14 protein-coding genes and 1 pseudogene are annotated in these 14,600 nt (G+C 46.8%); 8 read left to right on the top strand and 7 right to left on the bottom strand.

The features are described 5' to 3' along the window. The 4 genes and pseudogenes from QZ135_RS14330 to QZ135_RS14315 all read left to right on the top strand — a co-directional run. Positions 1–256, top strand: a pseudogene (locus QZ135_RS14330) (hypothetical protein); the annotation flags it as partial. Between the two features lie 174 nt (positions 257–430). Beyond that, the gene (locus tag QZ135_RS14325) at positions 431–1,150 is read left to right on the top strand and encodes a hypothetical protein (protein ID WP_294610562.1); all 720 of its coding nucleotides are present in this window, start codon (positions 431–433) and stop codon (positions 1,148–1,150) included. A gap of 123 nt (positions 1,151–1,273) precedes the next feature. Beyond that, positions 1,274–2,161, top strand: coding sequence for a hypothetical protein (locus QZ135_RS14320; protein ID WP_294610559.1), 888 nt, complete (start codon positions 1,274–1,276; stop codon positions 2,159–2,161). Between the two features lie 168 nt (positions 2,162–2,329). Next, a complete protein-coding gene (locus QZ135_RS14315; protein ID WP_294610556.1) occupies positions 2,330–2,803 on the top strand; it encodes an HU family DNA-binding protein in 474 nt (157 codons plus the stop codon). A gap of 48 nt (positions 2,804–2,851) precedes the next feature. On the opposite strand, the gene QZ135_RS14310 is transcribed toward QZ135_RS14315, so the two are convergent. Further along, positions 2,852–3,544 (bottom strand): hypothetical protein, encoded by a 693-nt coding sequence (locus QZ135_RS14310; protein WP_294610553.1) that lies wholly within the window; start codon positions 3,542–3,544, stop codon positions 2,852–2,854. Between the two features lie 159 nt (positions 3,545–3,703). Between QZ135_RS14310 and QZ135_RS14305 the strand changes: the two genes are divergently transcribed. Together QZ135_RS14305 and QZ135_RS14300 are read left to right on the top strand one after the other, a co-directional pair. Further along, positions 3,704–5,464: an AAA family ATPase gene (locus tag QZ135_RS14305; protein ID WP_294610550.1), complete on the top strand. Its 1,761-nt coding sequence runs from the start codon at positions 3,704–3,706 to the stop codon at positions 5,462–5,464. A gap of 9 nt (positions 5,465–5,473) precedes the next feature. Beyond that, positions 5,474–5,791, top strand: a complete 318-nt coding sequence (locus QZ135_RS14300; protein WP_294610547.1) for a methylated-DNA--[protein]-cysteine S-methyltransferase — start codon at positions 5,474–5,476, stop codon at positions 5,789–5,791. On the opposite strand, the gene QZ135_RS14295 is transcribed toward QZ135_RS14300, so the two are convergent. Next, positions 5,781–6,956, bottom strand: coding sequence for an MFS transporter (locus QZ135_RS14295; protein ID WP_270418668.1), 1,176 nt, complete (start codon positions 6,954–6,956; stop codon positions 5,781–5,783). The genes QZ135_RS14300 and QZ135_RS14295 overlap by 11 nt on opposite strands. 43 nt (positions 6,957–6,999) lie before the next feature. Beyond that, positions 7,000–7,443, bottom strand: coding sequence for an HD domain-containing protein (locus tag QZ135_RS14290; protein WP_009128806.1), 444 nt, complete (start codon positions 7,441–7,443; stop codon positions 7,000–7,002). Between the two features lie 101 nt (positions 7,444–7,544). On the opposite strand from QZ135_RS14290, the gene QZ135_RS14285 reads away from it, so the two are divergent. Then, positions 7,545–7,847 (top strand): GNAT family N-acetyltransferase, encoded by a 303-nt coding sequence (locus QZ135_RS14285; RefSeq protein WP_021967813.1) that lies wholly within the window; start codon positions 7,545–7,547, stop codon positions 7,845–7,847. A 69-nt stretch (positions 7,848–7,916) separates the two neighbouring features. After that, positions 7,917–8,753 carry a deoxyribonuclease IV gene (gene nfo / locus QZ135_RS14280; protein ID WP_294610540.1) on the top strand — a complete coding sequence of 279 codons (837 nt, stop codon included), beginning with the start codon at positions 7,917–7,919 and terminating at the stop codon, positions 8,751–8,753. Positions 8,754–8,867: 114 nt separating this feature from the next. Here nfo and QZ135_RS14275 read toward each other — a convergent pair whose 3' ends face one another. From QZ135_RS14275 to QZ135_RS14260, 4 genes are all read right to left on the bottom strand, one after another. Next, positions 8,868–10,166: a glycosyl hydrolase family 28 protein gene (locus QZ135_RS14275; RefSeq protein WP_217713923.1), complete on the bottom strand. Its 1,299-nt coding sequence runs from the start codon at positions 10,164–10,166 to the stop codon at positions 8,868–8,870. A 179-nt stretch (positions 10,167–10,345) separates the two neighbouring features. After that, complete coding sequence (locus QZ135_RS14270; RefSeq protein ID WP_294610537.1) at positions 10,346–11,971, bottom strand: RluA family pseudouridine synthase; 1,626 nt, start codon at positions 11,969–11,971, stop codon at positions 10,346–10,348. 65 nt (positions 11,972–12,036) lie between these two features. Continuing rightward, complete coding sequence (locus QZ135_RS14265) at positions 12,037–13,371, bottom strand: HAMP domain-containing sensor histidine kinase (RefSeq protein ID WP_294610534.1); 1,335 nt, start codon at positions 13,369–13,371, stop codon at positions 12,037–12,039. A 230-nt stretch (positions 13,372–13,601) separates the two neighbouring features. Continuing rightward, positions 13,602–14,543 carry a GNAT family N-acetyltransferase gene (locus QZ135_RS14260; RefSeq protein ID WP_294610531.1) on the bottom strand — a complete coding sequence of 314 codons (942 nt, stop codon included), beginning with the start codon at positions 14,541–14,543 and terminating at the stop codon, positions 13,602–13,604. Positions 14,544–14,600 lie beyond the last annotated feature (57 nt).

The raw sequence follows: 14,600 nt of genomic DNA, 5'->3' as shown, positions 1-14,600 counted from the left end.
CGCCTACACCGCCAACGACCTGATGGTGTCGCTCGGCACGGTGACCCAGCGCACCGACGGCGCGGACGGCTCCGAGCTCCGCTTCGAGATGGAGCATCAGATGGCGCTCGCCGTCGTCCGCGTGCCCTCGACGGAATATACCTACTCCGAAACCGTCTCCGGCATCGAAACGAAAAAGAGCTACCGCCTCTACACCGGAATGAACACAGGGGGGGCTGCTGGCAGGAAAACAGCCATACGGCACGCCGCCTTGTGAATCCGCAACACGAAGCTAAACTCCTAAATGGTTATTATTACACAGCCGAATCTAAAAAGTGCTGGTTCAGCGTAACGACAGTCGGGCGAGGTGACGGCACCCCCGGCACCTACCGCCTCTACACCATCGACGGCGGATGTTACGGAACGCCCCCTCAAGGAAGGCGACTTCTACATGCGCGACGGCAGCGTGCTGCCCCAAGAGGCCGCCGAAGGCAGAGACCTGCCCTACGACGTGCAGAAGGACTGCCTCGGCGTAGTGTTCTGGGTGGGCGAGAACGAGGGGCGCCACTGGACGCAGACCAAGTACTTTTACGGCGACTACCTGCTGATGCGCGACCACCCGGAGTGCACGCGCGGCATGGCGGTGGCGCTGCGCGATGCCTCTCAAGGGGCGGCGTGGGCCACCGGAGAGGGGGCGGGTACGTACTTATACGACTGGGGCAAGGGTTTCAGCGGCTTCACCCACGCAGAGCAGGCTGATTGGGAGGCAATAGATGCCTCCGGTGCCGGCTATGGTTATTGTAGATCCCGTTTGATGAAACTGTACGGTGCCCATTATCCCGCCACCACTTTCCCGGCTTACAACCAGATAGACACGTATGCCGCCGCGCATCCCGCGCCGGACGGCAGCGGGTGGTTCTTTCCCGGCCAGAGAGAGCTTGCCATGATGTGCTACGGCATGACGGGCAATTTTTCGGAAAAACCGACAACCCGGCGGAATTTGCTCAACGGCTTGTTCCCGAAAGCCGGGGGAGAGGCATTCGATGGAAGATACTGGAGTAATTTCGAGGACGGAACTAATGCGTGGACTATTGATTTTGCGGGCAGCACGGCGTATGGCAATGAATCCAAATCCGATACCCATAAAGTGCGCGCCGTGATTGCCTTCTGAGCCGTGCGGCCTGCGGAAAATTCGAAGATAATAAATTATCACCCCCCGTCCGGCAAAGAAAGGAGGATATATGAACAGGACGGTGTTACTAAAAATGAGTATAAACTTTAATAATAAACAATTATGGCACAAAAAGACATTTTTGAAGGTTGGGCTACCCCCGTAAATTTACCAATACCTTTAGTAGCCGAGATTGCAGATCATACATTTGTATATTGCACAAATCAGAATTCATTTTTTAAGTGTTTTGGAAGTAGCGACAGATACGCTGAAGATGCAAAATGTTGTGTGACTTCCACTGGTAAAAAGGCATTTTGCAAAGCCGATAAATACAGATGTGGAATACCCGGATTACCCGATGGTCCCGGTATATCTTATCTGTCAACCGGAGTATGCCATCAGGCAGCGAATCGGTTCCTGTATGCTTCTGAAACATATACATCTTTCCCGATGGGAAAGGAGCGTCCACGCGGCTATTTTGCCACCTGCCTGATTTATGGTACATGGGGAAAGCTTTTTTCGGTCTTTCTTGCTACTCTATATGCGCAAGCCTACACGCGTTGTATGTTTGCCCACATGGGGCATACAGCCATACAAGGACTCGACCCTGATTCTTTGGATTATAAACTATTAGATTATTATCAGATGCAACATGTAACAGAAAATAATCCGAAGCATCCGGTTGCTGATGAATTGGAAATCGTAATCCGCCACACCTTAGGTATAGATGAACCGGCGGAGTTGAAACAAGCTCATGCCAGAATATTGGACGAGGTGGAAAATGCCTTGGCCGAGTATTCACTAACCGCTACCCCCGACGGAGAGCCATCTGTACGCTTATCGGCTGATGATGTTCACCGGTTGGTAGAGAGGGTAAACAATTATTCGCTCGAAATGCAGAAGGAAGTGAAGAAAGCATTGGGAGATGAAGCCTTTATTCAGTTGAACGGTGATGATAAGTTTTATCTGCCTGTCAATCCGGAAGTAGCTTTGAGCGCCTTAGGTGAATAAAAGTTTCTACTATTTTCACATGCCGCCGCTCTCGTGTTTTTTCAAGTTGGCGACAAGCCGTTCTCGAGTCAGCGACAAGACCACCCCGAGTCGGCGACAAGAGAAACCCGCTCCGGTGACGGCATGTATCGGTTCTCGATAATAATAACAATTAAAACAATTAGAATTATGCCATTTTGGAAAAAGATGCTTAATCAGAAACAAGCAGTTTATTACCCTCGCGCCATCGTGCAGGGTAAACCCGTTGAAACGGAGACCATTGCCAAAGACCTGGCAAAAATCTCCACAGTGAGTAATTCCGACGTTCAGGCCGTGCTGGGCGACATTGCAGGTGTGATGCACACCCGCATGGCGCAGGGCAAGAGCGTCCATATCAAGAATCTGGGATACTTCCGCTATGTGCTCGACACCACGGGCGTGAAGGATCTCAAGGACTTCAACTTCGAGAAACAGGTGAAGGCCGTGCGCGTGGAGTTTGTGCCCGAACGCACGCGCCTGAGCAGCGGTGCCTACACCCGCGCTCTGGTGGACAGTGAGCAGCTGGAGTGGATAGAACTATCGCCCAACACCGAAGACCAGGACCCGGCGCAAGGCGGTGGCAGCGGCGGTGACGGCGGCCTGGACGAGAATCCGCTGGGGTAGGACAGAAGAAGAGTCCGGAACCGCTCCGGACTCTTCTTCATTTTGCATTTATAACTTTGAGTTCAGATAAGAGCTGTATTCATTATTCAAAAATTCATCGGAATTCTTTAGGCTTACAATGTAATTTAGTTGGTTTTGCTCCTGAAGTTGGTCAAATACCTTTGCAAACGTTTGATCTTTTCTCAGTAAATCTTTAGAGATAAACGTCTTGAACATAAAAATACGTTCTTTCCGGCTAATGATGTCTCCGATTGCATATCCGTCTTGAAAACTTAATGCGCATTTATCTTCTCCCGTTCCTAAAACGAGCATAATGCCTATATAACTGTTTTTTATATATTGATTAATAAGCTCTTGCTTGTCAATTGCGTCACCCTTTAAAAACCTTGAATGATAGCGGGAGAAAAAATGAGGTGGAAAAACATAGATGTTATGCTCACGGGCAACAATATATTCGTAAACATAAGTTCCTTCTTCGGTTTGAACCTGGGTTACAGCAATACATGCAGCATCTGCGGCCAACTTTTTGGTTAGTGCATAGTAAAATATAGACCAATCATTATTTGTTTTCTTACTGAAGTAATGAATCGGATTGAATATCATTGGCAAATGAAGGCTTTTAATAATAGCCCTACGTATTTTTGAATCATAATTTCTTTTGAGATAAGGAACTATATTTCCAAATATATCATTTTGCATCTCCCTTCTAAGCGCGGAAGGGCTCATTGTCCTTGTTATCATTTTTTTAGTGATTGATATTGCGGGCACAAAGGTAAGCAAAACAAACTGTAATTAATAGATTAAAATGAATTTCAACTATAGGAACTTTTCTTATCTTTGTGTCGTTATGCGCCATAAAGCCATACGGATTAACTTAAAAAAACAGCAGGAGGACAGCAAATGGATCCATTGAAATACATAGTACCCGGCAGAAAGAGACTTCCCTACGGCATGATGAACTTCGCGGATATCCGCAAAGAAGATTATTATTATGTGGACAAAACCCACTTCATTCCCATGATAGAGGAGGCTGACCGCTTCTTCTTCTTTATCCGTCCGCGCCGCTTCGGCAAGAGCCTGACGCTGAACCTGCTGCAACACTACTACGACGTGCGCACCCGCAACAAGTTCGAAGAGCTCTTCGGCGACCTTTACATCGGGAAGCACCCCACGGCGAGCCGCAACAGCTATCTGGTGCTCTATCTCAACTTCTCCGGCATTAGCGGCCAACTGAATGACTACCGTAAAGGGCTGGACGCGCATTGCCAAATCTGTTTCGACTACTTCTGCGAGGTCTATGCCGACCTTCTGCCGGAAGGCATCAGAGAAAAACTGAACGAAAAGGATGGGGCTGTCAACCAGTTCGACTACCTCTATCATGAGTGCGAACGTGCCGGGCAGGACATCTATCTCTTCATCGACGAGTACGACCACTTCACCAACGCCATCTTCGCCGACCCCGAAAGCCTGCACCGCTATACCAACGAAACGCATGGCGAAGGTTACCTGCGTGCTTTCTTCAACAAGGTGAAAGCGGGAACTTACTCCAGTATCAAGCGTTGCTTCATCACCGGTGTAAGCCCCGTGACGATGGACGACCTCACCAGTGGATTCAACATCGGAACCAACTATTCCCTCACGCCGGAGTTCAACCAGATGATGGGATTCACGGAAGAGGAAGTGCGGGAAATGCTGACCTACTATTCAACCACCAGCCCCTTCAATCACACCGTTGACGAGTTGATAGAAATCATGAAGCCGTGGTATGACAACTATTGCTTCGCACAGGAGTGTTACGGTGAAACCACGATGTATAATTCAAACATGGTGCTCTACTTCGTTAAAAATTATATAATGCGTGGCAAGGCACCACAAAATATGGTGGAAGATAACATTCGCATCGACTACGAGAAACTGCGCATGCTCATTCGCAAGGACAAGGAGTTTGCCCACGATGCTTCCGTCATTCAGACGCTGGTGAGTCAGAGCTATATCACCGGTGAACTGAAGAGTGGCTTCCCCGCCTCCAGCATCACCAACCCCGACAACTTCGTGAGCTTGCTCTACTATTTCGGTATGCTCACCATCAGCGGAATGCATAGAGGAAAAACCAAACTGACCATCCCCAATCTGGTGGTTCAGGAGCAACTCTATACCTATCTTTTAAACACTTACAACGATGCAGACCTGAGTTTCAGCAGCTATGAAAAGAGTGAACTGGCAAGCCAACTCGCTTATGATGGCGACTGGCAAGCCTACTTCGGCTACATTGCCGACTGCCTGAAGACGTATGCCTCGCAACGCGACAAGCAGAAGGGCGAGTTCTTTGTTCACGGCTTCACCCTTGCCATGACCGCGCAGAACCGCTTCTACCGCCCCATCTCCGAACAGGATACGCAAGCGGGCTATGTAGACATCTTCCTCTGCCCGATGCTGGACATCTACTCCGACATGACGCACAGCTACATCGTGGAACTGAAATATGCCAAGTACAAAGACCCCGAAACCCTTGTGGAAAAACTCCGTCAGGAAGCCATCGCCCAAGCCAACCGCTACGCCGATACAGATACGGTGAAGCGTGCCATCGGCAACACCCAGTTGCACAAGATTGTGGTTGTATATAAAGGTATGGAAATGCGGGTGTGCGAAGAAGTTATTTAATCAGCCGTTATGGATCAGGTATTATTCCGAAATGAAGTGTATAGCGTAGTCGCCTCCATCCCTTCGGGGCGCGTACTGACATACGGGCAAATCGCCTATCTTGTAGGCCGCCCCCAGTGCTCCCGCATGGTGGGACAGGCTATGCACAATGCTTCCGAAGAGCGGAATCTCCCTTGCCACCGGGTGGTAAACAGCCAGGGAAGACTGGCTCCTTGCTGGACGGAACAACGCGAACTATTGGAAAAGGAAGGTGTCGCTTTCAGAAAAAACGGATGCGTCGACCTCAAGGCATGTGGCTGGGAAATACTGAAAGAATCTATTTCTTAGCAAAGATATTGATAATCAACGAGCAACTCGTCAGTAAAATACCTGTCCCTATCACTCCCGTCCAGCCGAAATATTGCCACGAAGTTCCGGCAAGGAAAGTTCCCGTGGAACCTCCGATGAAGTAAGTAGTCATAAAAATCGTATTGATGCGGTTGGAGGCTTGCGGACAAAGGGCGAATGCACTTGTCTGGTTGCTAAGCTGAATGCATTGCATCCCTATATCTATCAATAATATACCGGCTATGATGCCTACATAGCTGTATTGCCCCACATACAGGGTGATCCATGCACTGATAATCAGTGTACAACCTATGTAAGTAAGCCGTTTCACTCCGAGAATATGTATATATCTGCCGATGGACGATGCCGTCAGTGCTCCGGCTATGCCGCAAAGGCCTAACATACCTATGATATTGTTTCCCGCAAAGAAAGGTGCTTGCTCCATCTTGAAGGCCAGACAACTCCACATGGCAAGGAAGGAACCGAATGAAAAACCTGCACGTAGCGAAACGATGCGTAGTTGGGGGTATTTCCTGACTAAGGAGAACAGGGATTTCATCAAGCCGAAGTATGTCCCCTGGAAGTTGGAAGGGAGGTCCGGAAGTATCCTGATGATGACGATGAGGCAGACAATCATCAGTCCGGCGGCAACGAAGTAGATGAAACGCCAGCCCATGTATTCGCCTACGATACCGCTCACTACGCGCGAAGCCAGAATACCGGTCAGCAATCCCGAAAGGATGATGCCCACATTCTTCCCTTTGGTTTCGGGAGTGGAGTATTGCGCCGCAAGAGGCATGAACACTTGCGGAATGACGGAACATGCACCTGTCAGCAGGGAGGCAAAAAGTATCAGGTGGATATTGGGAGCCAGGGCAATGGTGAGCAGGGAGACCACCAGCACGGAGATATTCACAAGGATGATGTTCCTTCGGCGGTATAAGTCTCCCAATGGAATGATGAAAAGCAATCCGAGCGCATAGCCTATCTGCGAGAACATGGCTATCAGATTGGCGGTGAACTCGCTGATGTTCAGATCACGGCTGATACGGTTCAGTAAGGGTTGATTGTAGTATATGTTGGCCACCGTTACTCCTGAAATGATGGCGAGTGTCCAAAGTAAGGACGACGGTATTCCCTGATTTTCCTTTAGTTCTTGTTTCATGCCGCAAAGGTAACTATTTCATGAAAAACGAACGCATATATTATCAATGATTCATATAGAAAGGCATCAGGCGGTGATAGGCTTTCAGGTATTTCTTCAATCTGCTGATTTCTTTTTCCCCTATGCAGGGCATACGACGGACGTCCATATTATCCGTCAGGTCGTGAATCTTAACGGCAATCGCGAGGGGATTGGTAGCACATCTTCCGATGTATTCCTCGTAGTCTTCTTCATCGGATAGCTTCGTGACGCACCGCACGGCTTCGATGATTTCATCCGGGAAACCCTCTTTCTTCAGGTCTTCGCACGTCCATTCCGTGTCTTCCACCACGTCGTGGAGGATGCCAACAATCTTTTCTTTCAGATCACGTCCCATATTCATGACGCGGATGGGGTGGTGCAGGTACTCCTGTCCGTATTTATCTTTTTGTCCTTTATGAGCCTCGGTGGCGAGGGCGATGGCGTGAGAGAGAAGATGATTGTCCATAAGATTTTTTTTAGAAGTGTTCGATACAAAGTTACTGAAATCTGTTATTTAATATAGAGAGTCTTGTTATTTATTTATTCACCCAATAAAGGAAACAGATTATGAATATAGAACATTATCCCGAGAAAAAAGTTTTTCAGACAACGGTGGATGGGGAAACTGCCCGTCTGATGTATCATGTCACTGATGGTGCGCTGGATGTGCGCCATACGATTGTTCCCGATGAAATCAGCGGGAGAGGCATTGCCTCTGCTTTGGTAAAGGCGGCCTATGACTATGCTTTGGCCAACGGATTAGTGCCGGTGGCAACCTGCTCTTATGCCGTGGTTTGGCTGGAAAGACATCCCGAATATAATGGAAAGACAGGAAAGGATTATGCCGGAGAAGGGACGTGTGCACTTTAAATTAATTTTGCCGTCTTCGGATTTTTCTCTATCTTGCTTCCGTTTTTAATCATCATATAAAGAACAGATATGAAAAAATATATTGGAGCGCACGTAAGTGCAAGTGGTGGAGTAGAAATAGCTCCCGTTAATGCCCATGAGATAGGTGCGAATGCATTCGCCTTGTTCACAAAGAATCAACGGCAATGGGTAGCCAAACCGTTGACGGAGGAAAGCATCTGCGAGTTCAAGGGCAATTGTGAGAAATTCTCTTTTGATGCCCGCTATATCCTGCCCCATGATAGTTATCTGATTAATCTGGGGCATCCGGAAGAAGAAGGATTGGAGAAAAGCCGTGCCGCATTTCTGGATGAGATGCAACGTTGTGAGCAATTAGGCTTGCAACTCCTGAACTTCCATCCGGGAAGCCATCTCAATAAGATTTCGGTGGAGGAATGTTTGGATAAGGTTGCCGAGTCCATCAACATTACATTGAGCAAAACGAAAGGGGTACCGGCCGTTATTGAAAATACGGCAGGGCAGGGTAGCAATGTAGGTAATGAGTTTTGGCAATTGAAGCATATCATCGACCGGGTAGAAGATAAATCACGTGTAGGGGTATGCCTGGATACTTGCCACACCTATTCGGCAGGTTATGATATTGTAGGGGAATATGATAAAGTATTCCGTGAGTTCGACGAGGTGGTTGGCTTCAATTATTTGCGGGGCATTCACTTGAATGATACGAAGAAAGCGTTGGGTAGCCATGTAGACCGCCATGATAGCATCGGGAAAGGCTTGTTGGGGATTGATTTCTTCAAGCGTTTTATGAAAGACGAACGTTTCGACAACATGCCTGTTATTCTGGAAACACCGGATGAAACGCTTTGGGCGGAAGAAATAAAGTTGTTGCGTAGCTTTGAATAGCGTGTAGAATAATATAGATACGCGGACGACGCGGAATAAACGGACGAACACGGATTTTTCATTATGAACTAAAATCCGTGTTCGTCCGTTTATTCCGCGTCGTCCGCGTATCCTTTATTGATTCACCTTCACATTATCCCATTCAAACGATGAGATCACCGACTTATCGCAATCTCCATTCTTCGCCTTGATATTCAGATTCTCGAACTTGAAGTTCGATAATTTGTATTGTTCGGATGCACTTACGTTGAAGAATACATCACAATCGAAATCAATATTACGCATCGTCACATGGTCTGAGTAGGACATCGGAGCATCCTTCCGGTCCTTGAGGTCAAAGAATTGTGTCCACGGCTTGACGTAGAGGAAACTCTTGGCATTTCCTTTGATGTCTTCAACGAGGATATACTCGTAATTCTGAGGAGTGTCGGCACGCATTTTCAACCATAGCAAGCGGCTTGCCTGATTGATTGTGCAACGGCGGAGGATAATATTACGGTTATGAATAGATTCGCTACCACAAGTCAGTGCACTATGGCAGAAACCGTACGTACAATCTTCTATAATAATATTAGTGTTGCTTCCGTTGTTAGAATCCTTATCAGCCCAGGGGCCTTTTCCACCTTTAAGAGCAATAGCATCATCGTTTACAGAGAGATAGCAGTTCTTAACCAGCACATTATTGCATACATCAATATCTATGGCATCCGTGCTGGGTGCCTTAACAGGAGCAGCCGGAGAGAAAATATATAGGCCTAATAGCTTCACATTGTTACATTTGTAAATGTGTGTCGTCCAGAAAGGAGAGTTGATGAGGCGTACACCGGAAAGCTGTACATCATTGCTATTGGAAATGTGTACTAGGCGCGGACGCAACTCATCCATATTCGTGCATTTCGGAATAACGGTGCGGCGCAACCAGAAAGATTTCCAATAGCGTAGTCCGTTGCCATTGATGGTTCCCTTACCGGAAATGGTGAAACCATCTACTTTGTCGGCATTAACCAATGCGGCAAAGTATTTGAGTGATTGCCCCTCTATCCGGGTATTGATTATAGGGAAGTTGCTGATATCATCGCTACCTTTCAAAACAGCTCCTTCTTCCAGGTAAAGGTGCGTTTTAGGCTTGAAAAAGAGTGCACCGCTCAGATAAGTACCTTTCGGGATGATGATCACACCGCCATCTTTGGATGATGCCTGGTCGATAACCGCCTGAATTTTCTCTGTTTGAAGTAAGGTGCTGTCATTCACCACACCATGATCAGTAATCTTATATTTACCGCCAAGGGTTTCGATATTTACAATTTCGTTCTGTCTGAACCAGTCGGGAATAAGGGTACCATCGGGGAATTTCTCTTGTGCAAAGGATGGCAGGCAGAAAAGCAAACTACATACTAAAGTTACGAATTTCATGGTCTTTATCATTAATTGAGTTAATAGTGTCTGATCGGATAGATTTATCCGTTTGCAAAAATAGGGATTAAAATTCGGATATGATGGGAATGAAAAGGTTCAATTCCTAAGCTATTTGTCAGTTTATATAGGCTTTTTGACTCTCTCTTGTGGAAGGAGAAAAAGAGAAGAAGCAATCATCAGAAGTCAGCCTTTTCCGTGATACGGATGACCCGTCCGTCGGCGGGATGGGTAAATTCGATGGACTCGGCATGCAGGTAGAGGCGTTTATCCTTTCTCCCGTAAAGCTCGTCGCCTATGATGGGACAATGTAGACCTGACGGATGTGCGGCATGTACACGGAGCTGATGAGTGCGCCCTGTATGCGGATGAAAAGCTATGCGTGTGCATTTGTCCCTCCGCTCAAGAACCTGATAATAAGTGATGGCGGGTTTGCCATATTCCATGTCCACCACCTGCCGGGGGCGGTCCAGCGGATCCGGGCAAATGGGAAGCTCGATGGTTCCCTCGTCTTGGGGAATGATGCCGTCGAGCAGGGCTATATACATTTTTCGGATGGTGTGATTCTTGAACTGGGCTTGCACGTGTTGATGCACCTTTTTATTCTTGGCAACGATTAAAAGTCCCGATGTAGCCATGTCCAGCCGGTGCACAATCATCGGCCCGTCGGCTTCCGGATAGAGTTGCCTTGCCAGACTATATACGGACTCCTTTTCACCCTTACCGGGCACGGAGAGCATTCCGGAAGGCTTGTTGACTACCAATAACCATTCGTCTTCATAGACTATTTTTAATTTCCCGTAGCCCTGTTCCGGAAGTTGTAGCATAGGATTTTCTTCTACTTCCAACCCTTGAAGCATGTGTTGCAAGATAGGCTCGCACTTACCTTTACAAGCGGGATAATAATAACCATGATGGCGGATTTCGGCTTTGGGAGAGTTGCCCCACCAGAACTCTGCCATAGCAATGGGTTTCCAACCATGCAGATAGGCTTGTTGCAATAATTTAGGGGCGGCACATTCTCCGGCACCGGCGGGAGGAGTTTTGTGCACGGTTTGGCTGAATATATCACACAAGGTTTTCACCTCCTTCCGGTAGTTCAACATTCTGAATTGCCCGAATAATTGTTGTTGCAGCGTGGCGGAACGGCTTTTGCGTTCCACCTTCAACTCTTGAATTTGTTCTTCCCGGTTATTGATTTCCACTTGCAAAGCGGCTATCTTTTCTTTCCAGGAACGTTCCAGCCGTTTGTATTCCGCTTTTTGAAATTGGCTTTCGCGTATCAGGGCGGCTTCTTCTTCGGTAGTGAGTCCGGCTTCCTTTCTACGCAATTCTCTTTTCTCTTTCGCTTCTTTTAATTGTTGTTTGGCTATGTCCAGTGCTTCCCGGGCTTGTTGGTGGGTTCGGGTGAGCTCGGACAACAAAGAAGTGTATTCCTTGTCCTCTTCCAATTGCTTGATGCGCCGGTTGATGGCGGAGATGTTTTCCTCTTCGACTTTGAAGAAACCTTGCGGTTGCAACAAGTCATATACGGGCGGAACGAAGTAGGAGTGTTGGTTCTTCCCCGCCAATATGCCCGAAAACGCGGCCAGGTAACCAACCTCCCCATTTCCGATCTGCACCACCAGCACTCCGAACATCTTCCCCCGACTTAGTTCTTCTTTCCATTCATGTTGCCGGTTGAGATAGTGTTGCACCTCTTCCGCCGCCATCACGCATAATGGATGGGGAGTGTAGCAGAAAGGATAAGTAAACCTTTCCGGAAGTGGAGTATTTGCTATGGAAGTCTTGAAACGGTGCAACATAATGGCGCAAAGATACTCATTTCTTATAATAAGCGTATCATGGTGCCGTGCTTTCTGATTATATATTATCCGACGGAGAAAAGTTCTTCACTCTCATTATGGTAGGGTAGGGTGAAGGTGAACCGGCTTCCCTTTCCGGCCTCGGAGCTAACGGAGATTTTTCCACCCAGCTTTTCAGCTATGACCATGCTTATGGAAAGCCCCAGGCCGGTGCCTTGAACAAATTCGTCCTGCTTGTAGAAACGTTCGAATATCATCTGTTGTTCTTCTTTCGGAATGCCTTTTCCGCTATCTTCCACATAGATGGAGATTTTGTATTCCGAGAAATCAATTTCATATCCCAATTTGATATACCCTGATTGGGTGAATTTGGCGGCATTATTCAGGAAGTTGGTAATAATTTGACTTAACCGGTTCACATCCGTATGGATGAAGAAGGTGGCATCAGGCACTTCCTTTATGAATTCAATCTCCTTGGGTATCAATAGGGAATGAGTCATGTACATATTATCAATCCAACTATTCAGATTGCAAGTTGAAAAGGAGAAAGCCATTTTGCCAGACTCGATACGGGATAATTCCAATATGTCGTTTATGAGTTTTAGAAGAAGTTCACAATTGCTATTGATGGTATTTATAAAGTCCGCCTTCTCGTCATCGGACAAGTCGTCTTCACTGACCAGTAGGTTGGAGAAACCTACGATTGCATTGAGCGGTGTGCGTATTTCATGACTCATATTGGCAAGGAATGATTGTTTAAGCTCTGCTTCTATCGCCAGGTCTTTGGCCTTCATTAACTCTTCTTCTTTATCTTTGAAGTGCTGTATATTGGTAATCAGACCTATGATGGAGGCGGATTCTGACATTGTTTCCGTAGGATTGGCATAGCGTAGTTCATACCAGATGTAACCTTTACCATTAAAGTTATATCGGCATTGAGTATGTGTTTTGGAGTCCGGCTGGGTTTTTATGCGGTAGAAAGTAGCCAGGACGTCTGTCCGGTCTTCCGGGTGTATGGCTTCTGTCATTTCTTGTAAAGTGAAAGTTCGGAAAGGCATGTCCAGATGCTCAAAGAACTCTTTATCACATGAGAAAGTATTTGTGGATTCCACATATTTCCAGGTATAGATATCGCTTTTTTCGAGTAATAATGATAGCAATTCCTTTTCCCTGATTAATTCTCTTTGGGTGGCACGTTTCCGTTTGGACTCCCTGAAATAGAGGAACAACGGATATAGGATGAAAAAACAAATGGCGGAAGCGATCAGAAGTTTTTCCGCACTGATTTCCAATTTCGGGATATTGTTCGTCGGCACTTTTTGCGCATGCATTTTGGTGAATAGAACAAAGAGAATTAAAATGACGGATACCCTTTTGAGTACCCAATATCGTTTTTTCATAGAGTCATTTTTTTTGAGCTATATTATTTGTCATAAAAACACGTACGTATGTCCGTTACCAGTGGAGATCTTAAAGAAAATCCCATTCGCAAAGTTACACGATTATTTTGAATTCCCACACAAATGGATAAAAATGTGAGAATTAACTTCGTTTGTATCGTAACGCTGAATTTATGATGTCTTAAAAAAAGACTATATGAATGTAAATCTTATTTTTCCCTTTTATAGACTCATTTTTGATGTTCCGGATTTGTCAGGTAATAGCATTGATGGTCATATACATGTCCGTCATAAGTCACTTCGGCCTGATGAAGCGTACCCTCATGCACAAAGCCCTGGCGTTTCAATACTTGTTGAGAGCGCTCGTTATGGGGGTAACAGTTAGCGGTGATAAGACTTAGTTTTAGCGTGCCGAAACCGTAGTTTAGTACCGCTTTTACCGCCTCCGTCATATACCCTTTTCCCCATTGAGCCTCGTCGAGCCAATATCCCAGCATACGTACTTGCGGGTTTTCGCGTCTGGGGTCGGCGATGATGCCGATGGAGCCAATCAATTGCCCGTTGTCTTTCAGGGTAATGGCCCATACCCCTTTCTGGGATAAGAATACGGAACGAAGTACTTCCCGTGATTCCTCCAGGCTTGCGTGAGGTTGCCAACCCGCATTGTTCCCTATGTTGGGGTTTCGGCAACAGGCAAAGAGAGCCTCTGCATCGCTCTCCACGAAGGGGCGTAGTAGCAACCGTTCTGTTTCAATTGGGGCGTCGGGTTCTTCTGAAGTTTCTTCTTTCCGATAGACACATTCTACGCGGTTACCGTCAGGATCAAGAATGACGCTTTCGAAATAACCATCGCCTGAAGTGTGCGGTTCTCTGGCTATGGTATAACCGTCTGCCCGGAGTTGTTCAGTAGTCTTGAGCACATCTTCTTTGCTTTGAAAGGCAAGGGCAAAGTGGGTGAGCCCTAACCTGTTTTCTTCTATCAGAGTGTTTTGCACGTCCGTGCGGCTCATTAATTCTAATGACGGACCTTCATCAAAGTAGATGAAGTATGATTCGAAACCTTTCTTGGGGTTGATATATTTTTCGTTGCTCTTTCCGCTAAAATACCGGATATAGAAGTTCCTTAATTCCTCCAGGCGGAAGGTCCAGATGGCGATGTGATGTACTCTCATGATTCCTTTTTCATGCAAATATAGTGATAATTCCCTGTAAAATCGTACCTTTGTGCC

Origin of the sequence: uncultured Bacteroides sp., from assembly GCF_905207245.1 — a bacterium.
Taxonomy (GTDB): Bacteria; Bacteroidota; Bacteroidia; order Bacteroidales; family Bacteroidaceae; genus Bacteroides.
The sequence above is the reverse complement of the archived record's forward strand: the minus strand, read 5'-3'. Positions and strand labels throughout refer to the sequence as shown.